The 21970-nt window shown below is 65.6% G+C and carries 21 protein-coding genes and 1 tRNA gene; 9 read left to right on the top strand and 13 right to left on the bottom strand.

Annotated elements, in window-relative coordinates:
- The first annotated feature begins 31 nt into the window (after positions 1–31).
- The gene (locus tag V8J38_RS08920; protein ID WP_338575064.1) at positions 32–856 is read left to right on the top strand and encodes an ankyrin repeat domain-containing protein; all 825 of its coding nucleotides are present in this window, start codon (positions 32–34) and stop codon (positions 854–856) included.
- Between the two features lie 120 nt (positions 857–976).
- Here V8J38_RS08920 and V8J38_RS08925 read toward each other — a convergent pair whose 3' ends face one another.
- From V8J38_RS08925 to V8J38_RS08945, 5 genes are read right to left on the bottom strand one after another with little or no spacing between them, the layout of a single operon-like run.
- Positions 977–1786 (bottom strand): MBL fold metallo-hydrolase, encoded by an 810-nt coding sequence (locus V8J38_RS08925; RefSeq protein ID WP_338575066.1) that lies wholly within the window; start codon positions 1784–1786, stop codon positions 977–979.
- A complete protein-coding gene (locus V8J38_RS08930) occupies positions 1783–2568 on the bottom strand; it encodes a TatD family hydrolase (protein ID WP_338575069.1) in 786 nt (261 codons plus the stop codon). The genes V8J38_RS08925 and V8J38_RS08930 overlap by 4 nt, the downstream gene beginning before the upstream one ends.
- 1 nt (position 2569) lies before the next feature.
- Complete coding sequence (locus V8J38_RS08935) at positions 2570–3550, bottom strand: DNA polymerase III subunit delta' (RefSeq protein ID WP_291775253.1); 981 nt, start codon at positions 3548–3550, stop codon at positions 2570–2572.
- On the bottom strand, positions 3547–4173 hold the full coding sequence (gene tmk, locus V8J38_RS08940; RefSeq protein WP_291775255.1) for a dTMP kinase: 627 nt from the start codon (positions 4171–4173) through the stop codon (positions 3547–3549). The genes V8J38_RS08935 and tmk overlap by 4 nt, the downstream gene beginning before the upstream one ends.
- A 40-nt stretch (positions 4174–4213) precedes the next feature.
- Positions 4214–5089, bottom strand: a complete 876-nt coding sequence (locus tag V8J38_RS08945) for a septal ring lytic transglycosylase RlpA family protein (protein WP_291775257.1) — start codon at positions 5087–5089, stop codon at positions 4214–4216.
- A 149-nt stretch (positions 5090–5238) separates the two neighbouring features.
- On the opposite strand from V8J38_RS08945, the gene V8J38_RS08950 reads away from it, so the two are divergent.
- The 3 genes from V8J38_RS08950 to V8J38_RS08960 all read left to right on the top strand — a co-directional run bounded on the left by V8J38_RS08950 (position 5239) and on the right by V8J38_RS08960 (position 9102).
- Positions 5239–6180, top strand: coding sequence for a DMT family transporter (locus V8J38_RS08950; protein ID WP_338575074.1), 942 nt, complete (start codon positions 5239–5241; stop codon positions 6178–6180).
- A gap of 65 nt (positions 6181–6245) precedes the next feature.
- Positions 6246–6335, top strand: a tRNA-Ser gene (locus tag V8J38_RS08955).
- A 610-nt stretch (positions 6336–6945) separates the two neighbouring features.
- Positions 6946–9102 carry a TonB-dependent receptor gene (locus V8J38_RS08960; RefSeq protein WP_338575077.1) on the top strand — a complete coding sequence of 719 codons (2157 nt, stop codon included), beginning with the start codon at positions 6946–6948 and terminating at the stop codon, positions 9100–9102.
- 147 nt (positions 9103–9249) lie between these two features.
- Here the strand turns inward: V8J38_RS08960 and V8J38_RS08965 are convergent, their stop codons facing one another.
- Complete coding sequence (locus V8J38_RS08965) at positions 9250–10410, bottom strand: class I SAM-dependent methyltransferase (protein ID WP_338575080.1); 1161 nt, start codon at positions 10408–10410, stop codon at positions 9250–9252.
- A gap of 92 nt (positions 10411–10502) precedes the next feature.
- Here V8J38_RS08965 and V8J38_RS08970 point away from each other — a divergent pair, with 92 nt between their 5' ends.
- Together V8J38_RS08970 and V8J38_RS08975 are read left to right on the top strand one after the other, a co-directional pair.
- A complete protein-coding gene (locus tag V8J38_RS08970) occupies positions 10503–11342 on the top strand; it encodes a hypothetical protein (protein WP_338575083.1) in 840 nt (279 codons plus the stop codon).
- A 35-nt stretch (positions 11343–11377) separates the two neighbouring features.
- Positions 11378–11671 carry a hypothetical protein gene (locus V8J38_RS08975; RefSeq protein WP_338575085.1) on the top strand — a complete coding sequence of 98 codons (294 nt, stop codon included), beginning with the start codon at positions 11378–11380 and terminating at the stop codon, positions 11669–11671.
- A gap of 103 nt (positions 11672–11774) precedes the next feature.
- On the opposite strand, the gene V8J38_RS08980 is transcribed toward V8J38_RS08975, so the two are convergent.
- Complete coding sequence (locus tag V8J38_RS08980; RefSeq protein WP_338575087.1) at positions 11775–12974, bottom strand: FAD-dependent oxidoreductase; 1200 nt, start codon at positions 12972–12974, stop codon at positions 11775–11777.
- Between the two features lie 230 nt (positions 12975–13204).
- Between V8J38_RS08980 and V8J38_RS08985 the strand changes: the two genes are divergently transcribed.
- Positions 13205–14698 (top strand): aldehyde dehydrogenase, encoded by a 1494-nt coding sequence (locus V8J38_RS08985; protein ID WP_338575089.1) that lies wholly within the window; start codon positions 13205–13207, stop codon positions 14696–14698.
- A gap of 42 nt (positions 14699–14740) precedes the next feature.
- Here V8J38_RS08985 and V8J38_RS08990 read toward each other — a convergent pair whose 3' ends face one another.
- Positions 14741–15565: a GntR family transcriptional regulator gene (locus tag V8J38_RS08990; protein WP_291775950.1), complete on the bottom strand. Its 825-nt coding sequence runs from the start codon at positions 15563–15565 to the stop codon at positions 14741–14743.
- Between the two features lie 127 nt (positions 15566–15692).
- Here V8J38_RS08990 and V8J38_RS08995 point away from each other — a divergent pair, with 127 nt between their 5' ends.
- Together V8J38_RS08995 and V8J38_RS09000 are read left to right on the top strand one after the other, a co-directional pair.
- Positions 15693–16493, top strand: a complete 801-nt coding sequence (locus V8J38_RS08995) for a GntR family transcriptional regulator (RefSeq protein WP_338575092.1) — start codon at positions 15693–15695, stop codon at positions 16491–16493.
- Between the two features lie 90 nt (positions 16494–16583).
- Positions 16584–17276: an isochorismatase family protein gene (locus V8J38_RS09000; protein WP_338575095.1), complete on the top strand. Its 693-nt coding sequence runs from the start codon at positions 16584–16586 to the stop codon at positions 17274–17276.
- A gap of 127 nt (positions 17277–17403) precedes the next feature.
- On the opposite strand, the gene V8J38_RS09005 is transcribed toward V8J38_RS09000, so the two are convergent.
- Genes V8J38_RS09005 through V8J38_RS09025 form a run of 5 tightly spaced genes read right to left on the bottom strand, consistent with a single transcriptional unit; the run spans position 17404 to position 21907 of the window.
- Positions 17404–18318 (bottom strand): polysaccharide deacetylase family protein, encoded by a 915-nt coding sequence (locus V8J38_RS09005; protein ID WP_338575098.1) that lies wholly within the window; start codon positions 18316–18318, stop codon positions 17404–17406.
- Positions 18305–19255, bottom strand: a complete 951-nt coding sequence (locus V8J38_RS09010) for a polysaccharide deacetylase family protein (protein ID WP_338575100.1) — start codon at positions 19253–19255, stop codon at positions 18305–18307. The genes V8J38_RS09005 and V8J38_RS09010 overlap by 14 nt, the downstream gene beginning before the upstream one ends.
- Positions 19252–20139, bottom strand: a complete 888-nt coding sequence (locus V8J38_RS09015; RefSeq protein ID WP_338575102.1) for an isocitrate lyase/PEP mutase family protein — start codon at positions 20137–20139, stop codon at positions 19252–19254. Before V8J38_RS09015 ends, V8J38_RS09010 begins: the two co-directional genes overlap by 4 nt.
- The gene (locus V8J38_RS09020; protein ID WP_338575104.1) at positions 20136–20624 is read right to left on the bottom strand and encodes a 3-isopropylmalate dehydratase; all 489 of its coding nucleotides are present in this window, start codon (positions 20622–20624) and stop codon (positions 20136–20138) included. Before V8J38_RS09020 ends, V8J38_RS09015 begins: the two co-directional genes overlap by 4 nt.
- Positions 20621–21907 carry a 3-isopropylmalate dehydratase large subunit gene (locus tag V8J38_RS09025; RefSeq protein WP_338575106.1) on the bottom strand — a complete coding sequence of 429 codons (1287 nt, stop codon included), beginning with the start codon at positions 21905–21907 and terminating at the stop codon, positions 20621–20623. Before V8J38_RS09025 ends, V8J38_RS09020 begins: the two co-directional genes overlap by 4 nt.
- Positions 21908–21970 lie beyond the last annotated feature (63 nt).

Genomic DNA, 21970 nt, shown 5'->3' on the forward strand with positions numbered 1-21970 from the left:
CTTCACGCCGATCCTTCTCGCTGGAGTTCTGATGAGCGGTTGCGACGCCCGCGCCGACGGTTTCGTCGTCGGCACCGTCCTGCCCTCCCCGGCCAGCGTAGCCGCGCTGGGCCGGGACGGCCATTCCACCCGCGACATGGTCGAGGCGGTCCGTGACGGCGACCTGGCGAAAGCCCGCCGTCTGTTAGACGCCGATCCTGCCCTGGCCCGCATCGGCAACGGCAAGAACCTGGATCTGCTGACCCTGGCCGTCGCACGCGACGACCGGGCCATGGTCAGCCTGCTGCTGGAAAAAGGCGCCCCGCCCGACGGCCCGAACGGCGAGACCTCGCTCAGCCTGGCCCTGCGCGCCCGCGAGCCCTGGCACGCCCAGACCCTGCTTCAGGCAGGCGCATCGCCCGACCCGGTCGCACCCGACGCCTTCTGGCCGCTGGACGAAGCCATCGCGCTGAACTCCCTGGGCGCGGTGCGGCTCCTGCTGGATCACGGCGCTGACGTGAACCGCGCCGACCGCACCGGGGGCACGCCGCTGGAAGCAGCCGTGGCCATGCGGAATTACCGGATCGCCGAACTGCTGCTGGAGCGCGGCGCCGACCCATGGGCGGTCGGCGTCAACGGCGACACCATCGCCTCCGCTCTGAACGCTCCCGTCCGCCCCGCTGAACCCATCGAATCCCAAGCCGAATCGCAGGTCAAAGCCCGCCTGACCGCCGCCGGCTGGCGCTTTCCTCCGCCCTCAGCGCAGGCGGTCCGCGCCGACGTTCTCGCCGGGCGATGGCCTCCCCCAGGCGCCCAGGGCGGCCGCCCGCCCTCTCACGATCTGGTGCAGCGGATGCGAGAGCTGTGGCCGGACTAGGATCAAAGGCAAGTCCCCATTTGGTATAGGGCGCTCGAGCTGTTTCAAGCTCCAGCGAAGTCTGGATACCGAGAACTCGTGTAGTCTGCGAAATATCGGATATCGATCTGACCCGTGCCGTCAGACGCCAAAGCTTCCCCGCCAGCCGTCGAACGCAACTTCGACGTTCGCAGGCACAGACCGCGACAGGACGTTGTAGTCCAGATCGATATGCAGGTTGGTCAGCACGGCTTTCGACACCTCTGCGCGCGCGATCCATTCCAGCGCCTGATCAACGTGGGCGTGGGTCGGATGCGGCGTGTAGCGTAGCGCGTCGATGATCCAGAGTTCAGCGCCGCGAACGGCCTCGAGCGCGGCGTCGTCCAGGCCGGAAACATCGCTTGAATAAGCAATCGGCCCAAGACGATAACCCACTGAGCGGATCGGTCCGTGGGCCTGGTCGAAGGTCCTGACGGGGATCGGGCCGCCAGGCCCCTCGATCCGCCAGTGTTGCCCGTGCGGCGGGATTCGCTGGGCTTCGACAATGGCCGGATAGCCGTGATGGCTTTCGAAGATGTAGTCGAAACGCCGCGTCAGGGCCTGATGGGTGGCGGCATCCATCCAGGCGGGAATTCGTCGCCGGGCATGAACGGCGAAAACGCGCAGATCGTCGATGCCGTGGGTCTGGTCCGCGTGATCGTGGGTGTAGAGAACCGCATCGATGTGACGTGTTTCGGCGGCCAGCATCTGCTGACGAAAGTCCGGAGACGTGTCGATCACCACGCTGGTCACGCCGCCCGGACCATGGCGTCGCGCCAGCATGGAGCAGCGGGTGCGCCGGTTGCGCGGCTCGGCAGGATCGCAGTCGCCCCAGTCGCCATCGCCGCGCGGCACGCCGCCGGACGAGCCGCAGCCGAGAATGACGACCTCCAGTTCGTCCCGCCCGCTCATTCCGCAGGCCTCGGAATGCGGTCGAACAGGTTGAAGAAGGCGTCGGTTGTTCGTTGATCCGCCTGCTCGAGCGTCCAGCCGCGGACCTCAGCCAATTTTTCGAGCACCAGGCCGACGTAGGCCGGCTCGTTTCGGCGGCCGCGATGTGGGATCGGCGCCAGATAGGGACAGTCGGTTTCGACGATGATGCGATCCTCAGGCATCCGGCGGATGACCTCCCTCACCTCTTCGGCCGCCTTGAAGGTGGCGATGCCGGAAACGGAGAACCAGGCGCCGAGCTCCATCGCTGTTTCAGCCAGTTCCAGGCCGCTTGTGTAGCAATGCATCAGGAGTTTGAAGGGCGCGCGGGCGTGCTCCTCGCGCAGAATGTCAGCCATGACTTCATCGGCCTCGCGCGTGTGGATGACCAAAGGAAGCTCGGTGCGCCGCGCCGCTTCGATATGCTGGCGGAAGACCTTGGCCTGAACATCGCGCGGGCTGAGATCATAGTGGAAGTCCAGGCCGCATTCGCCGATGCCGATGACGCGCGGACGATCCGCCAGTTCGATCAGGCGATCGGCGGTCAGATCGGCATAATCCTTGGCCTCGTGCGGATGGACGCCGACCGTGCACCAGATGTCGGCGTTATTCATCGCCAGGGCGTGGGTCGCCTCAAAGGTCGACAGCTTGTCCGAAATCTCGACCATCAGCCGCACGCCCGCCTGGCGCGCACGGTCGATCACCGCCTCGCGATCCTCATCGAACTGAGGCGCGTGAAGGTTGACGTGACTGTCGATGAGCATATCAGGCGGCGGCTTTCGTGCGGGCGATATCGGCCAGCGCTCCGGCCAGGACGTCTCCCTTATCAAGATTCAGCCCGGCGGCGCGATCGGGCAACTCGGACAGACGTCCCCACAGCTCGGCCCAGCGCGCGCCTTCTCGTCCCTCGGATTCGACGGCCCGACGCTTCACAGCGGCGATCACGCGGTCCATCAGGGCTTCGAAACGCGCCTGTCCTTCGGCGCCCCGGAAACCGTCGGCGATCGCCAATTGCTCTGCGCGGTCCACGTCCGGCCCCTCGACCCAGGCGCGAGCCAGACGGTCGACTTCGGTCATGGCTCCGGAGGCCAGATCCAGGGCTGCGCCGGGCGAACCGCCCGCCATGCTCGCCGCCGCGACCGCTTCATCGCGGGATACGCCGGTGCGCCGCTCGACCAATTCCGCCAGGCGCGCTTCCGGCCAGATGGGAAAGGTCAGTCGCCGACAGCGCGATCGGATGGTGGCCAGCAACCGACCCGGCGCATGGGTGACAAGGAAGAGCACGCCGTTTTCAGGCGGTTCCTCAAGAATCTTGAGCAAGGCGTTGGCGGCGTTGACGTTCAGGTCGTCCGCCGCGTCGATGATGGCGACGCGGCTTCGGGCTTGCGAAGGGCTCTTGGCGAAGAATTCGGGTAGGTCGCGGGCCTGATCAACCGAAATGGCGCGCTTCAGCTTGCCGCCCTCGACCGCGCGTTCCAGCACCAGAAGATCCGGATGGGCCTGGGCGGACACCAGGCGGCTGACGGGGTCATGCGGCGCGGCGCCCAGCGGCCCGCGCGACGGGTCCGGCGCGGCCCCCAGCAGGCGGCGTGCGGCGCGATAGGCGAAGCTGGCCTTGCCCGATCCCTCGACCCCGCACAGCAGCCAGGCGTGGTGCAACCGGCCGCGGTTCAGGGCGTCCAGAAAGGCTTCCTCAGCCTGGGTGTCGGCGATCAGATCGAAACGGTCGCGCGGATGCTCGCTCAAAGCAGCCGCTCCTCCACCACGGCCCAGAGGCGGGCCGAGACCGCTTCCACCTCTCCAGTCGCATCGAGGACGACGCACCGTTCGGGGTGACGTTCAGCGACCTGGAGGAAGCCGTCACGCAGTTTCTGGTGGAAGGCCAATCCCTTGGATTCGAAACGGGTCTCGAACAGGCCGCGCCCGAAGGCTCGATCCAGTCCGACTTCGACCGGAAGGTCGAACACCAGCGTCAGGTCCGGCTGATCGCCATTGACCACGGCGTCGTCCAAGGCCTCGATCAGGCTTTCGGGCGTTCCCCCGCCGGCACCCTGATAGACGCGGCTGGAATCGGCGAAGCGGTCGCAGACCACCCAGCGTCCGGCCGCCAGGGCGGGGAGAATGGTCCGTTCCAGATGGTCCGAGCGCGCCGCATACATCAGCAGGGTCTCTGTCCGCGCGGACCATCGATCCGCCTCGCCCGAAACGGCGATACCACGGATTTCCTCGGCGCCCGGCGATCCGCCAGGCTCGCGCGTCTGAAGCACGTCGAGCCCGCGCGCACGCAAGCGTTCGACCAACAGGCGCGCCTGGGTCGTCTTGCCGGCGCCCTCGCCGCCTTCGAAAGTGATGAATCTGCCTCGCTGCACCTGCGCACAATGGCGAGCGAGGCGCGGGAAGCAAGCCCGTTCAGCCGCCTATCAACAGGGCGTCGCCAAACCCGCGTGCGACGACAGCCTGACGCGCCCGCTCAGCGGCCCCCGCATCGGGCCAGGGACCGACCACGACGCGGAACAGCGCGCGGCCGTCCCGGTCGATGTTCTGGACCACAGCCTTGTCGCCGAGACGTCGCGCCACGCGATCGGCCCCGCGACGATCCGAATAGGCCCCCGCCTGCACCCAATAGGCGTTCAAGGCCGCTGGCTGCGCCGTCGCATACGTCGGCGCGGGCGGGCTCGAGGCCGTCACGGTTTCATAATAGGGGCGCGGTCCCGATGACTGAAGCGTCGCTTGCGCCTGAACCTGGGCACGGGGCTGAGGCGCGTTATCGACCTCGGCTCGGCGAAGAGAGGTTCCTCCGCCCTGACGCGGCGCCCGCCCGACATAGCGGACCCGCACGTCCCCGACGCCTTGCTGCAGGAGACCCAGTTCTTCTGCCGCCCCGCGCGACAGGTCTATGATGCGGCCGTCGACAAATGGGCCGCGATCATTGACGCGCAGGATGACCCGACGGCCGTTGGCGCGGTTGGTCACCTCGACCAGGCTGGGCAACGGCAGGGTCTTGTGAGCGGCGGTCAGGGCGTTCATGTCGAAGCGCTCGCCGGTGGAGGTGGACCGTCCGTGATGATAGCTGCCGTACCAGGACGCCTGCCCCACCTCGTCGTAGTTCGGCTGTTCCTTGGGGTGATACCAGCGGCCGCGGACCTGATACGGGCGCATGGTGCCCGAGACGAACGGAGCGGGGTCGGTCACCACGGGCGCGCTGATGGGCGCATCGCCCTTGCCGCCCAGGCTGGCGCAGGCCGCCAGGGTTGAGAAGGCGGCGAGAATAATCGCCCCTTTCAACAATCTCGCCCACATAACGTTCTGCACTCCAGCCGACAGGAAATCGGAGCGAGAATAGAGGCAGAGGTTTCCAGTTTGGTTAACGCTCAGTTTGCGCGTATGGCCTTGCGTCAAAGCCCCTCCCCGGCTGGACGTCAGAACTGAGCGCCTTGAACACTTCCCTCTACAAGACCCGAACCGGGGTCTTCCTTCTTGCGATCCTGTGTTGCGCCCTGTGGGGCAGCGCATTTCCCGCCATCAAGAGCGGCTACGCCCTGTTGCAGGTCGCGCCGACCGACATCGCGAGCCAACTGTTGTTCGCGGGCTGGCGTTTCGCCCTGGCCGGCGTGATCCTGCTGATCGTGGCCGTGGGCATGAAGAAGCCGGTTCTGGCCATGAGCGGCCGTCAGGCCGGGCAAGTCGCCCTGCTCGGGCTGACCCAGACGGCCATTCAATACGTTTTCTTCTACATCGGCCTGGCGCACGCCACGGGCGTGAAATCCTCCATCATGAACGCGACCAGCGTTTTCTTCAGCGTCGTTCTGGCCCACTTCATCTATGCGGATGATCGGTTGAGCGGCCGCAAGGCGCTGGGCTGCCTGATCGGCTTCCTTGGCGTCGTCGTGGTCAACCTGGGCGGCGGAGGTGAATTCGGCTTCGACTTCACCCTGTTGGGCGAAGGTTTCATCGTGATCGCGGCCTTTGTCCTGGCGGCCGCCTCCATCTATGGCAAGCGACTGTCGCGCAATCTGGACCCCATGGTCATGACCGGCTGGCAACTGGCCATCGGCGGCTTGATTCTGACGGCTGCAGGCGTGGCGATGGGCGGGCGAATTCAAGGACTGGACCTGACGTCGGGGACTTTGCTCCTGTATCTGGCCCTGCTCTCGTCGGTGGCCTTCGCGGTGTGGAGTCTGCTCCTGAAGCACAACCCGGTGGGGATGATCGCCGCCTTCAACTTCCTGATCCCGGTCTTCGGCGTTTCGCTGTCAGCGTTTTTCCTGGGAGAATCCATGCTGCGCTGGAGCTACCTGATCGCCCTCATTCTGGTCTGCGCCGGCATCTGGCTCGTCACCCGCCCGAATGCACCGCCGAACGGCAAGATCGCCTGACGCTTTCCGCTTGGGTCGCGCTCGGCTTGCCGCTATGCACGGGCGAGCGCGAGCCGAGTCGCGTGGGACAGGTGGCCGAGTGGTTTAAGGCAGCGGTCTTGAAAACCGCCGTAGGTGGAAGCCTACCGTGGGTTCGAATCCCACCCTGTCCGCCACACTTCCCGCATAGCTCGTCTCTGGCTGCGGGGCCGAGGGCCAGCCTTCCGTATCCCCGCCTTCTTCCTCGCAAAACCGCCTGCTTAGCCCTGATTTCTGGCCTTCTGGGCCCGGCTCTGAGGGCCTTTGGCGTCCAGTCTCTGGCAGGTCTGGAGTTGCGGAGTTTAGCGATTTGCCTGTTTCGTCTTTTTCGAAAGAACGGCCGTAGGACTCTATTTCTTCCAGTACTACCCTCTCTGCTGGCCGGAAGGCCAGACAGAAGCAATGTAGGTTCCACGCATCAAGCGATGTGGTTCATAGCTGCGTCGACCACGCCGGGCAGCGCTCCACCCTTCCAACTTTGATGATCCCGTAAGTGGGGCAGTGCGGCAGGGTGCCAACACCTCGCTCATCGGTTCGCGGCGCTTGCCGACGCCAGTCGAAAATCTGGGCCACGAAGCGTTAGTTTGAATACCTCACGCCAGACGCATTGGTTCAGCGCCCCACGCTCCTGCCCCAACTTGCAGGGCAAAATCGTCGAATGATTGACAGAGAGCTCGGGTTGTGGCGACATCGCTCGTATTCATAAAGATACATGCTCAGCGATAAGGGCATGAAAGGGGAGTGACCGTGAGACATCATACCCACGCCTTGGCCGTGACCGCCGTCGCGGCCGGCCTTTCCGTCCTGGCGAGCGCCGCCTCCGCACAGGACGCCGTCCAGGTCGATGAGATCATCGTCACGGCGCGTAAGACCAGCGAACGCCTGCAAGAAGTGCCCCTGGCCATCACCGCGCTGAACGCCGAAGAGATGCAGCGCCGCGGGATTCGCGAAGTCACGGACCTGTCTTCGATCGCGCCCGGCTTGAACATCGAAAAGGATCAGGGTCGCCGCTTCGAGCGCCCGGTCATTCGCGGCCAGGCCAACGTCTTCGGCTCGCCCAACGCCGCTTCCTTCATCGATGGCGTCTATATCCCCGACAGCCTGTTCGCGACCGAAATGGCCTTTGTCGACCAGGTCGAAGTGATCAAAGGACCGCAGTCGGCTCTGTATGGCCGTCAGACGTTCTCGGGCGCCATCAGCTATACGACGCGAAAACCCTCGCAGGAGGTCGAGGGCCTGATCCGCGCGACCGCAGCCGAGCATGACGAATACAACTTCCTGATGGGTCTGAGCGGGCCGCTGGTGAAGGACGTGCTGTCCGCCCAGGCCTCGGTCAACTATTACACCTATGGCGGCGAGTATCGGAACAATGCGCCCGGCACGCCCAGCGACGGCAAGACCATCGGTCAGGAAAAGACCGTCGGCGGCACCCTTGCGCTGATGTACACGCCGACATCGGAGTTGAGCTTCATCCTGCGCGGGTCGTACGCCCACAACAACGATGGCCATGAGCCGATGGCGATCCAGCGCTCGACCGCCAACAACTGCTACCTGGACACCCGCACCCAGTACTACTGCGGCGCCATCAACGTCACTCCCGACATGATCGGCCTGAATCTGGACGAAGTCGGCGGCGGCGGCGTCGAACGCAAGACCGGCCGACTGAGCCTGACCGCTGAATACGATCATGGCGGCTACACCCTGACCTCGATCAGCGCCTACAACGACTCCGAAGAGCACCGTAAGGCCGACCTCGATTACCTGCCCCAGCGCCTGCTGGGCGGCTCGCTGCATGTCGATGATCGGGTGAACATCAAGGGCTTCAGCCAGGAGTTCCGCATCGCCTCGCCGCGCGCCGAACGCCTGCACTGGATGGCGGGCGCCTACTACTTCAACAGCGATCGCTGGGACGGACGCTATCGCTATGTGTCACGCGCCCTGCAGAACAACGGCACGATCGAAACCGAAAACCTGGCGGCTTTCGGCCTGGTCGGCTTCGACTTCACCGACAAGTTGTCGGGCACGGCCGAGGTGCGCGTCGCCGAGGAGAAACTGCACCTGACCGGCGGCGACTCCAACTTCGACTATGAGGCGACCTATCGCTCGACCAATCCTCGCTTCACCCTGTCGTACAAGGCCACCGACGACCTGATGTTCTACGGCCTGGCGGCGCGCGGCAACAAGCCGGGCGGATTCAACACCGACGTGCGCCTGAGCCCGGCCGATCGTTCCTACGGCGAGGAAACCGCCTGGAACTATGAACTGGGCTTCAAGAGCGACCTGTTTGACCGCCGCGTCCGCCTGAACGTGGCCGGCTACTACATCGACTGGTCGAACCAGCAGATGACGCAGGTGGCCAACCTGTCGGCGACCGAGACCGTGTCCTTCATCCGCAACGTCGGCGAAGTCGAGGTCAAGGGCGTCGAGGTCGAGGCCCAGACCAAGATCACCTCCGATTGGTCTGTGCGCGGCACCTTCGCCTATGCAGACTCCGAATACACCAACGCCACGGACCCGGATTTCGCCACCCTGACCGGCGGCGATGGCGACGTGCGCGGCAAGGCGATCCCCAACGCGCCCAAGATCCAGTATTCTTTGGGCAGCAACTACGCCTGGTACGTCGGCGAGAACCGCTTCTTCGTCGACGGCACCTATTCCTTCCGCTCCAAGAAGTATGATCAGGTCGCCAACCTGGCCTGGGTCGACGGCCGCGACACCGCCAACGTGCAGCTTGGCTGGGAGCGCGGGCCGCACCGGGTGATCCTGTTCGGCCGCAACATCTTCGACAACATCGATCCGGTCGGCATCGTCCGCTACTCAGACTTCACCACCAACCGTCGCGGTTTCGTAGGCTCCCTGCCTCGCGGTCGCCAGATCGGACTGACCTACGAAGCCAACTTCTGACCTTCCTCCCAGAAACCGGCCCAAGACCCGCGGTTCACGCCGCGGGCCTTTTTCTTTGCAGACTGAAGGCGGGCCAAGCGGGCGCGGATGCAAAAAGACCCCGGACGCTTAGGCATCCGGGGCCTGTTCGGACCAGACCGCAGTTGGTCAGCCGATAAGGGCCGAACCCCGACGCCCTTCGGCATCGGGCTTTTCGCCGAGCACAACGTACCAGGCGCGCGGCCCATCCCGCATCCGCACCGTCGTCTCCAGCACCTCGTCGGGAGCGAACCCCGCCTCGAGCATGACTTCGGGCGCCTGGGTCGCCAGGAACTCGTCCCAGAAGGGCTCGTCATTGTTCTTGGTCTGCCAGGCGAAGATGAACTTCTCGAAGGCGCTGAAATCGGCGCCCTTCATCGGCACATCCTGATGCACGACCACACCGCCGGCGCGCAGCACGCGGCGCGCCTCGCTGAAAATGCGACCGAGCGAGTCGCGCGAGACCTCGTGCATCATGTTGTGCGACACGACCAGGTCGAAACTTTCGTCCTCGAAGGACATGTCGCCCGCATCCATCTGACGGAAATGCGCCTTCAATCCCATCGCCTCAGCGCGGAGGTGAGCGTAGCGCAGCAGGCCCGGCGCCACGTCGACGCCATAGATCTCCGCCTCGGGGAAAGCCGCCGCATAGCCGACCGTGGCGCCGCCCGAAGAACAGGCCAGATCCAGGATGCGACGCGGCTTGAAGCCGGGATAGCGCTCAGCCAGGAATTCGATAACAGCCGCCGACTTGGAGTCGCGCGTACCGATGCCGACGCCCAGCGAATAGGCGTTGCCCCCACTCTCATAGAAGGCGCCCGCGACAAAATCGTCCGCCGAGCCTTCGCCCAGCATGTAACCGCCCGGCTGGCCGTGGATATGGCCCGCATAGGCGTCCGAGGGCGCGACAAAGGTCGGGCTGGTCTCGCAACTGCCGCCGGCCGGCGCATTGGCCAAGCCGGCAGCGACCGCCTTCATGCGCGGCAGTTCGCGCTGGATGGTCTCGCCGACCGAGTTCCACATGACATCCTGGGCGCTGCGGCTGAAGGCGCTCCAGATCTGGTAGAAGGGATCGCCGACCATGGCGGCCGTGATCTCCTCGACCGTTTCAGGCGCCTTGCCAGACGTCGCGGCGTAGGCAGGGCCGGCGCGGGCGTCGAGCGCAGTCCTGTTGGCGGCCTCGTAGCGGCGCAGTCGGTTCTTCAGTTGGACGATGTACTGAGTGCGCGCCGCCTCGTCGTGAAGCGGCCGAGCCAGAAGCTCATGGGTGGCCGTACGGTCGATGATCATGCGCTCTCCTCCATGTTCGACTGGCGTTCAGTCCCTCATGATGTATTATATCAAATACCTCTTGTGCGGAAGTCTCTTCGTCGGACCGGATCATGCCCTCAACGTCGCTTCCTGCTCGCGCCATCCGCTCGACGGATCGCCATCGACCGGATCTAGGCGCGCGCGGCGTCGTCGCCTTGCTGACCCCGGCCGAGAACCCGACAGCCGAGCCTGAACTGTCGGTCCTGCTACCCCCCGACATCAATCTGCTGACCGCGCGCATGTACGCACCGAACGCCGAGATGACCGTCAGGCTCAAGGCTTACGAAACACGGCTGGAGGAATGGCTCACGCCATTCAGCGAGGCGCCGCTAGACGCCGTCGCCTTCGCCTGCACGGGCTCGACCTATCTGCTTGGCCCCTCGCGACGTCGACCACAGGCGCTGGAACGTCTCGATGGTCCCTGCCCCGTCGTCTGCGCCGCCGACGCCCTGAAAGACGCGCTGCAGTCTCTCGGCGCGCGCCGCATCATTCTGGTCAGCCCCTATCCGTCAGCCCTGACGTCAGCCGCCGAGATTTATTGGCGCGCCGCCGGCTATGATGTCGTCGCCGTCGTCCAGTCGCCCCTGGCGCCCGGCGCAGCCCACCCGATTTACGGCCAGACGGCCTCCACCCTGCTGACGGGACTGCGCCAGGGCGCGAAGGCCGGCGTCGCCGACGCCGTCGTCGCCATGGGCACCGGCGCCCCCAGCCTGGCCGCCCTGGCCGTCGTCAGCGACGAGACCGACGTCCCGATCCTGTCATCCAACCTGGCCACAGCCTGGTCCGTAGCGCGCAACCTGGGAATTGAAGACCGCCCGTCGATCGCGGACTGGCTGACGCCCGATGCGCCCTGGCGCGAACGGCTATGGAGCCGCTTTCCCGCCGTTCGCGACCGCTTGATGAGCGCCTGACATCCTATTCTGATTTCGTTTCGAGGAGTTTTCTGATGTCCACGCCCAAACCGCCCCGCCCGACCTTCTTCGAGGACACGGCCAACGACCGCCTGACCGCCATCATCACCGCCCTCGTCACTGAGGTCGCGGGGCTGAGCGACCGAGTCGCCACGTTGGAGGACCTGTTGGCCGCCCAGGGCGTCCTGACGGCCGACGCGGTCGATCATCATGTTCTGACCGAGCCGCAGCAGTCGGCCCGCCGCGCGCGCCACGCGGCGCTGACCGACCGCGTCTTCTATGTGCTTCAGGAAGAGGTCGACGCCCTCAAGGGGCAGTTGGGCGCCTGATATGAAAACGGGCCGGGACGCCCTGCATCCCGGCCCGCGGCCCCTCGCCCCGCTCCGCTTTCGCCGACGCTCCCTCAAGCAGCGACGCGCGGAGGAACTCGCCTCAGGTCAGCGTCGCCGCCTTGCGCAGGCCATCGATCATCGACGAACGCATCACATAGTCCTTGTGCCGCGCGGGATCGGCCAACATGGCCTGCATCTCGGCCATCATGACCTTGCGACGTTCCGGGTCGCGCTCCTGCATCCGCCCACGGTTGCGATCCGCCTGCGCCAGAATCTCCTGCTCCGCGATAGGACGACGCTGACGCGTGTAGAGGTCGAGCAGGCCTTCATCGGCGCCCTCCAGAACCGCCTTGAGCTTCTCGGTCAGATTGAAGGCGTCGTGGACGCCGCCGTTCATGCCCATGCCGCCCGAAGGACTGTTGATGTGGGCGGCGTCGCCCGCCAGGATGACCCGGCCGCTGCGGTAATCAGGCGCGATCCGCATGTGCACGCGATAGGGGCGGATCTCCAGCACTCTATAGGGCTCATCCCGAGCGACGATGGCCTGAAGCTTGCGCTCGATGCTGGCGCAGTCCAGCGCGTCCTCAATGGACTCCTCGCCGCGCGGATAGAGGCTGCAGCGCCAGAAATCCTTGAGCTTGAGCAGAGAGAATGTCCCGCCCTCGGTCCAGCAGTAGTTGACGTTCGACAGGCCCTCAAGGTGGTCCTCGAAGGGGAAGTCGGTAATCGCCAGAATGGTCGTCTCGGGATAGGTCTTGCCGTCCAGATCCCAGCCCAGCAGGGCCCGAACCGCGCTGCGGGCGCCGTCGGCGCCGATCAGATAGCGGCAGCGTAACGCCAGCGCCTGGCCACCCTGCTCATAGAGCACGCTGACGCCGTCCTCGTCCTGCGTCACGCCGGACACCGTCGCGCCCATGCGGATATCGACGTGACGGGCGTCCGCCAGATGATCGGCCAGGATGCGGCACAGACGGAATTGTTCGCACTGAAGCCGGAAGGGATGCTGGGTCTCGCCCTTCAGGTAGGACAGGTCGAATACGGCGCGCTCGCCCGTCTCATGCTGACGGATCTGCCACTGCTCGCACTTCAGACCCTGTGCGATCAACGGATCGGCCAGGCCGTACTGGGCCAGCATGTCCAGCGTCGGCGGGTGAAACGTCGAGGCCCGCAGGTCTTCCGGCAACTCCGCTTCCGCCTCAAGAACGACGGCCGAAATCCCGAAAGCTTCCAGCCGCAAGGCCGCGCTCAGCCCGACCGGGCCGGCGCCGACGATGACCACTTGGGCGTCCCATTGCTGCATACTGGCGACCTCATGCCTACTTGTATCTGACTTAATACATTTGTTCGCCGATCCGGCAAGAGGGTAGTCGCAACCTCATGTGCGGACGGGGTTCGACTTCAGAACCGTAGGCAGTCCAATCAGAGGCAGTGCGGCTTTGACACCGCCGCATCGTCTCGCCTTGCGATCCGCCCCCATCACGTATTAGCTTAAACACAACACAAGTCACCACAGTATCAGGACGCCCGCTCATGGCCCTCCCCGCTTCTCCTTTCGACTGGGCTCCCCAACTCGTCACCAGCCTGATTGACGGCGCCTATGTCGGTGAGCGCGGCGGCCAACGCCTGCCCGCCTATTACCCCGGCAACGGCGAGATCATCTCCGAACTGCAGGAGGCTGACGCCGAGGAAGTCGATCGCGCAGTCCGCTCTGCCCGACGGGCCTTCAACGACCCGGCGTGGCGCGACATGTCAGTGGAGGCCCGCCAGGCGGTGCTTTACCGGATCGCCGACGCCATCGACGCAAACGCCCTGGAACTCGCGACGCTGGAGACGCTGAATGCAGGGATCGTCCGCCGCGACGTGCTCAGCCGTCAGGTTGTGCGCGCCGCCTACAACTTCCGCTTCTTCGCCGAGGCCATCAGCCAGCAGCCCGGCCAGGTCTGGCAGCAGATCAAGGATCATCTGACCTTCGTCACCCGCCATCCTGTCGGCGTGGCCGCCCTGATCGCGCCCTGGAACTCGCCGCTGGCGCTGGCCTCGATGAAGGTCGCCTCGGCCATCGCCTTCGGCAACACCTGCGTGCTGAAGCCGTCGGAGCAGACGCCGCTGTCGCTGGCCCGGATGGTCGAGATCATCAACACCGTCACACCGCCGGGCGTGGTCAACCTGGTGAACGGGCGCGGCGCGGCGACAGGCGCCGCCCTGGTGGATCACCCCGAGGTCGACCTGATCGCCTTCACTGGCGGCACCGAGACAGGCCGCCACATCATGCAGGCGGCCGGGCGTCGGCTGAAGCCGGCCGCGATGGAACTGGGTGGAAAATCGGCCAACATCATCTTCGCCGACGCCGATCAGGAACGGGCCTTGGACGGCGCCCTGATCTCCATCTTCTCGAACAACGGCCAGCAGTGTCTGGCCGGGTCGCGCATCCTTGTCCAGGATTCCATCTTCGACGAGTTCGTCGGCCGCTTCATCGAACGAGCGCAGAAAATCCGTGTCGGCGACCCTCTGGACGACGCCACCGAGATCGGGCCGATCGCCTCAGCCCGTCACCGCCAGCATATCCTGTCCTATGTCGACATCGCACAGAGCCAGGGCGCGACGCTGCTGACCGGAGGCAAGGCGCTGGACCAGCCGGGCTATTTCATCGAGCCGACCGCCGTCCTGGCCCCCAGCAACAGCGACCGCGTCTGCCAGGAGGAAATCTTCGGCCCCTTCGCCGCCTTCGTGAAATTCAGCGACATGGAAGACGCCGTCCGCATGGCCAATGAAAGCCAGTTCGGCCTGGTCGGCTATTGCTGGACGCAGAACATCGACAAGGCCCTGCGCGTCAGCCAGGCGGTGCGGACCGGTCTGATGTGGGTCAACACCCCGATGGTGCGTGAACTGCGCGCGCCCTTCGGAGGCGTGAAGGATTCGGGCCTCGGCCGCGACGGGGCCGCCGCCTCCATGGCCTTCTTCACCGAAGAGAAGACGACGACCCTTCCTCTGGCCGACGTCCCGCTGCGCAAATTCGGCGTCTGATCCCGACGGGGTTGCGGCGGGCCTGTCCCGCCGCGCTTCGCGTCAACCGATGTGGCGCCACTGCGGACGGGCCGAGCTGTTATCGCGCGTCAGCAGCATGTGGTATTCATACTGATCGGGATTATAGAGGCCGACCTGATGCTCGAACGGGCGGCCGTCGCCGTCGAACACCGTCCGGCGCAGGCGCAGCAGCGGCGCCCCGATAGCCACATTCAGCTTATTGGCCGCCGCATCGTCGGCTGGAATGGCGCTGATGGTCTGTTCGGCGCGCTGCGCGCGAATCCCGCCGCCTTCAAGAATACGCATGATCGGGCGGTCATCGATAACGCTCCTGGGCGTCAGTTGGGCGACGGAGCGAGGCAGCCACACCGTCGTCACCGACAACGGCTTGTCCTTGAAGAAACGCAGCCGCTCGATGCGCAGCGCGCGATCGTCAGCCGGAAGATCCAGCGCCTGAAGCACGGCGGCAGGAGTCGGCGCCTCCGGTTCATAGGCCAGCAACCGCGCGGTCGTCTCAAGCCCCAGGGTGATGAGGTTCTCGACCAGGCCGGACACTCGGCTCTCCTCTCGCTGCGCCTCGTCGGCGCGAGGGGCGACAAAGGTGCCGACGCCATGCTTGCGCCGGATCCAGCCTTCGCGCTCCAACAGATCAAGCGCACGACGCACGGTTACCCGCGACACGTCATAGGCCGCCGCCAGTTGCATTTCAGACGGCAGCGGCTGTTCCGGCGCAAAGGCGCTGTCCTTGATCTGCTGGCGCAGGATGGTGGTCAGTTGGTGGTAGATCGGCAGACTGCTGGATCCGCCGTCCGCCTTGAGGCTGCGCCGACCGATGTCGGCTCCTGCCCCAGCGCCCTGTCTGGCCAAGCTTATCCTCCACACGCCGGCGTCTACGCCTGCGTCGTCAATTAGCGAACTTGTTCTTATTATCAGACCTTAGCGGCTTGGCTACTGCGGGTTGTCTCCGCCGCCGCCGCAAGCCACACAAGACGACATGACATCCGCTTCGCCGACAGACGCCGCCCTGGATCTTCGTCCCGACCTTCTGGACGATCGGCTGCCCGTCCCCCTTTACCACCAGATCCGTCTGCTGCTGGCCGAGCGCATCAGGCGCGGCGTGTTTCCGGCCGGGTCGTTGCTGCCCGGCGAACACCAGATATCGGAAATGCTGGGCGCCTCGCGCATCACGGTCAAGCGGGCGCTCAATGAGTTGGCCGAGGCTGGTCTGGTGACACGTCATCGCGGGCGCGGCACGGTAGTGACGCCGCAGGTCGAACTGCCTGTGGTGACGGGTTCGTTCTCCACCCTGATGGATTCGCTCAAGACCATGGGACACGAGACCCAGGTCGAACTGCTGGAGAGCCGGGTCGAGGCGGCCGACGCCGATGTCGCGCGCGCCCTGGCGGTCATCCCGGGCGCGCCGGTCCAGCGCATCATCCGCCTGCGCCGACTGGGCGAGACGCCCTTTTCCTATCTGGTGTCCTGGCTGCCGGAAATCGTCGCCAGCGACTGCGATGACGCCGCCTTCGCCGAACAGTCCATGCTGGATCTTCTGGAGCGAGCCGGCGCGACCCCGCATGAAGCCGAGCTGTGGATTTCAGCGGTGGGGGCGGACACCTCTGCAGCCTCGGCGCTTGAGGTGGCGATCGGATCGCCCCTGCTCAGGATCGAACGGATCATGCGCCGGTCCGACGGCACGCCGGTCCAGTACATTCACGCCCATTATCACGCTGACCGATTCCGCTATCACCTGCTCAGCCGCCGCGAGGAAGGAAACTGGCAGGACGGCGCCTGATTTCCGCTGCGCCGCTTCAGGATCGGCTAGCGCCCGCCGCAGGACGGGCTATAGTTGGCCTATCTTTATACCATTAAGGACGAACCGACTGTGAGCGACCTTGTCTTCGAACCGACCATGATCCGCGAGAACAAGACAGCGCGTGAGTTGTTCGAGGCGGTCAAGGCCAATCCCGCCCGCGCCCGTTTCGGCTTCGGCGAGAAATTGGCTGTGGTGAACGTCGATTTCCAGCAGTCCTACACCCGTCCCGACCTGTTTCCGAAGACGGCCTATGTGACCCATCCTGACCAGATCGGCTTCACCAACCGCATTTCGACCGCCGCGCGCGCCAAGGGGATGCCGGTGATCTGGAGCCATGTAGCCTATAAGGCCGACGCGGGCGACGCCGGGGTCTGGGGCACGCGCACCGATACGCCCGACAGCCTGCAGAACATCAAATACGGGTCCGAACGCCACGCCTTCGATCCGCGCTGCCAGATCGATGAGGCCGTCGACCTGATCTACACCAAGCGGATGCCCTCGGCCTTCTTCGAGACGCCGCTGAACTCCTACCTGCGCTGGCACAAGGTGGATACGGTTCTGGTGACGGGCGGCTCGACCTCGGGTTGCGTGCGCGCCACGGCGGTGGACAGCCTGTCCTATGGTTTCCGCACCATCGTCGCCGAGGAGTGCGTGGCGGACAAGCACGAGAGCTACCACTACGCCAATCTGACGGACCTTCAACTGAAGTACGCCGACGTGGTGTCGGCGCAGGACGTGCTGGACTGGCTTTCCTCGCGCTGAGCCGACGGCAGCCTGAAGAATTGAAGGGCGGCGGACCGAAATCCGCCGCCCTTCCTTTTACGCTTTTACGCTTCCCGGCCGAAGGTTGGGGGCGACGACCGAGTCTGGAGCCGGGACGACGGCGGCCTCAGCCGCGCGCCGCCTCGACAATCTCTGAGACGCCGGCGGTCCATACGGCGTCGTCCTGCGCCAGACCGTCCAGCACGCTGCGGACAGGCTTCATCCGGAACGGCAGGCCGCTGACGTAGGGTGTCAGGGTGAAGCCGACGACCTGGCCGCCGAAACGGTCGGCCTCGGCCTTGTGCAGGCGGATCGCCTCAAGCACCTGATCGGCCCATTCGTCCTCGGTCTGAAGGCGCACGGTCAGCAGGGTGCGGTCATCCAGTTCATTCGATAAAGGCGCCGCCCAGACCACGCCCTTTTCCGTCTGCATCGGCACGGGAACCGTGTCCTGCTCCCAGTCCAGGCAGATATCGAAGCCTGCCTCGGCGATCAGCGCCAGCGTCTGGAACGACTGCTGCCGCGCCGGGCTCATCCAGGCGCGCGGCTTCAGCCCCGCCCTGTCGAAGGCGTCGCGCGTGCAGCCGATCCATTCCGCTTCGACGCCCGGCTCAAGCCCGCTCCAGTGGATGCAGTCCGCCTCCCAGCCATAGGCGGCGATCTCGTGCCCGTCGGCGAGGATGGCCTCAACCAAGGGCTGAACGCGTTCCAGCAGGACCCCATTGGTCGGAAACACCGCCTTCAGCCCCCTCGCCTTCAGCGCATCCAGAATGCGGAAAACGCCCACACGATTGCCGTAGTCGCGCGTCGTGAAGTGGCGCAGATCCGGATAGGTCGTCTGCATGGCGCCGGGGTGCTTGAACGGCTTGCCCTGCGGGTTCAGGCGATGGAACTCCAGCGGGACCACGATCATCGCGGCGGCCGTCTTGCCGTCCGGCCAGACGATCTTCGACCGCTCGGTCGCCGGACGCCACGGATACAGCGTCTGATCCATGCCGTAGGAGCGGTGCGGATAGGTCAGATAGTCCTCAGGCAGCGCCATGGCCGAACCCCTTTCCTCCGGTCGCGCAGCCTCTTGCCGCGATATCGGCCTGCGTCTGGTCCCAGCAGTGGTCGCGATAGTAGCCCGCGATCTCGGCGCCGGTGGCGAACCACACGTCGTCTGCGTGGCCCATAATGTGTTTCAGCGCCTCTTCGAACGGGCCGATGCGGTGCGGCTGGCTGACCAGATAGGCGTGCAGGGGAATGCACATGACCGTGCCGCTCTGCTCGCCCTCTTCCAGCAACTGGTCGAAGTGCCGCTTCAGGATGTCGGTGTAGCGCGCCGGGCTCATCCCCAGTGCGCCGTAGGTGATGACGTCGTTCACCTCCAGCGAATAGGGCAGCGAAATCAACTTGCCTGACGCCGTCTTCACCGGCTGCGGCTGGTCGTCCTGGAACAGGTCGCAGGTGTACCAGAAGTCGTTCTCGGCGATCAGGTCCAGCGTCCGCTCGGTGTGCGTCAACGCTGGCGCCAGATAGCCGCGGATACGCTGGCCGCTGGCCTTTTCGACCGTACGGATGGCGTCTTCGATGATGGCGCGCTCCTGCGCCTCGTCCATGCCGTAGGAATAGCGGGTGTTGTAGATGCCGTGCGAAAAGAACTCCCAGTTCCGCTCGACGCAGGCCTCGATGATCTCGGGATGGTGGTCGCAAAGGGCGACGTTCAGCGACACCGAGCCGCGCAGGCCGTATTTGTCCAGCAGTTCCATCAGTCGCCAGTGACCGACGCGGTTGCCCCAGTCGCGCTGGGAATAGGCGACGACATCGGGCGCAGGCTTGGGCCAGCCGGCGCGGCCGGGGTTCTTCGCGGGATCGAACTCATAGAACTCGATGTTCGGCGCAACCCAGAAGGCCAGTTTCCTGCCGCCGGGCCAGACGATCTTCGGCCGGTCCCGATAAGGCCAGTAGTCGTAGAGGTTGGGGTCTGCGACGGTCATGCCTTCTCCTCTTCCTGCGCTTCGTATCGCTGTCCCAGCGCCATCATCTCATCCAGGCCGATGCGGGCGTTGACCCCCATCAGGTCGGTCATGTGCGCCCGGTGCGCCGCCGTGCCGCCATCGCGCTTCAATACCGACAGGAAGGCTTCGACTGCCGGAATGACGGCCCGCACCATCGCGCCCGGCGCGATGACGAGACGATAGCCCAACTCGGACAGGCTGTCGGCCGAACTCAGCGGCGTGTCTCCGCCCTCGACCATATTGGCCAGCAGGGGAACGCGGGCGGCGAAGCGTTCGGCCACCGCCCGCATCTGCTCCAGATCGCGCGGCGCCTCGACGAACAGGACGTCGGCCCCGGCCTCAAGGAACAGTTCGGCGCGATCCATCGCCGCTTCAAAGCCTTCGACCGCGATAGCGTCGGTGCGGGCGATGATCAGGGTGTCGTCGTCGTGGCGCGCATCGACGGCGGCGCGGACCTTGCCCGCCATCTCCTGCGCCGAAATCACCCCCTTGCCGCGCAGATGGCCGCACCGCTTGGGGAAGGTCTGGTCCTCGATCTGGATCGCGCGGGCGCCCGCGCGCTCGAAAAGCCTCACCGTCCGGCCCATGTTCAGGGCGTTGCCGAAGCCGGTATCGGCGTCGACGATCAGAGGGATGTCGATACGCTCGGTGATGCGCGCCGCCACGTCAACGACGTGATCCAGACTGACCAAGCCGATATCAGGCCGCCCCAGCTGGGTATAGGCGACCGAGGCGCCCGACAAATAGGCCGCCTCGAACCCCGCCTGCTGGATCAACAGGCCGGACAGGGCGTCATAACATCCCGGCGCCAGCAGGGCGTGCGACTGTTTGAGCCGGCGACGCAGGTTCAACCGCTCGCTCATGCGGCGCCCCCCAGCTTCTTCTTCAGGTGCGACATCAGCCCCCCGTCATCCATCATGGCCATAAGGTGCGGCGGCAGGGGCGCGAAATCATAGCCCTGCCCCGTCGTCAGATTCGTCAGACGCCCGGCCGCCAGATCGACCTCCAGCCGGTCGCCTGCGGAAATCTCGCCCGCTTGTTCAAGGGTGATGCAGGGCACCCCCAGATTGATCGCATTGCGCCAGAAGATACGAGCGAAAGAGCGCGCGATCACGGCGCGCACGCCCAGCAGGCTCAACGACACCGCCGCCTGCTCGCGCGACGAGCCGATGCCGAAGCTGCGGCCGCCGACGACGAAGTCGCCCTTGGCCACCGTGCGGGCGAAGTCAGGATCGACAGCCGCCAGACAATGCTGCGCCAGTTCCTCGGGCGGCAGCTTCATCAGCGTGCCAGGCGCCATGACGTCGGTGTCGATATTGTCGCCGAAGACGAAGGCCCGACCGCTCATGCCGCCTCTCCCAGGAACTGACGCGGATCGGCGATGCGGCCTTCAACGGCAGCGGCGGCCACGGAATAGGGCGAGCCGAGATAGACCTGCGCCTCCTTGGACCCCATGCGCCCCTTGAAGTTGCGGTTGGTCGAAGAGATGCAGACCTCGCCATCCGCCAGCACCCCGGCGCCATAGCCAGCGCAGGCGCCGCAGCCAGACGGCAGCAGGACCGCCCCCGCCTCCATCAGCGTCTGCAAGGTGCCGTCCTGCGTCGCTGTCGTCGTGGTCTTCTGCGACGCCGGGGCGATCAACAGTCGGGTGTCCGGCGACACCTTGCGGCCCTTCAGCACGGCGGCGGCCATGCGCAGGTCTTCGATCTTGGCTCCGACGCAGGCGCCGATATAGCACTGATCCACCTTGATCCCGGCGTGTTCGGTCACGTCCTGAGTGCGCGACGGATCATGCGGCGCGGCGATCTGGGGCTGCAGCGTCGCCGCATCGAAGCAGTGGACGGCGGCGTAGGCGGCATCGCGGTCCGACGCCAGCGCCAGAGCCGCCGCCTCATCCTCGACCGGACGCCCGGCCGCGCGAAGATAGTCGAACGTGGTCCGGTCCGGCGCCACGACCCCGGCCTCGCAGCCCAGTTCGGCGGCCATGTTGCACAGGACCATACGCTCGGCCATCGACAGGCCCTCGACCGTGTCGCCGCCGTACTCGATCGCCTTGAAGGCGTTGTCCATGCCCAGTTCGCGGCACAGGAACAGCATGATGTCCTTGGCCGCCACGCCCGCGCCGAACCGGCCCGACCACTCGACGCGGATCGTCTCGGGCACCGCCAGCCAGGTCTCGCCCGTGGCGACGATGGCGGCCATGTCGGTGGCGCCATAGCCCGCCGCATAGGCGCCGAACGCGCCCGCCGTCGGCGAATGGCTGTCGCCGCCCGCCACGAAGGCGCCCGGCCGGATCAGGCCATGCTCGGGCAGGACCAGATGACAGATGCCCACCATGTCGAAGAAGGCGCCGACCTGATGCTCGGCCGCGAACTCTCGCGCCAGCTTCAGGATGCGCGCGGATTCGGCGTCCACCGCCGGGACATAGTGGTCCGAAACGATGGCGACCTTCTGCGGATCCCATAGCCCCACACCCAGCTCGCGCAGCATCGGCGCCCAGCGACGCGGCCCCGAACTGTCGTGCGCAAAGGCCAGATCAACCTGAGCCGTCACCAGTTGGCCGGGCGCGACCCGGTCCAGACCGGCGGCTCGGGCGATGATCTTTTCAACGAGGGTGGAGCCCCGGCCCATGCCTTCTCCCGATGATACGCCGCACAAGGGCATTGCTGGATCAAATGATATAGTTTTATATCA

The sequence above is a fragment of the Brevundimonas olei genome (genome assembly GCF_037055245.1).
GTDB lineage: Bacteria > Pseudomonadota > Alphaproteobacteria > Caulobacterales > Caulobacteraceae > Brevundimonas > Brevundimonas olei.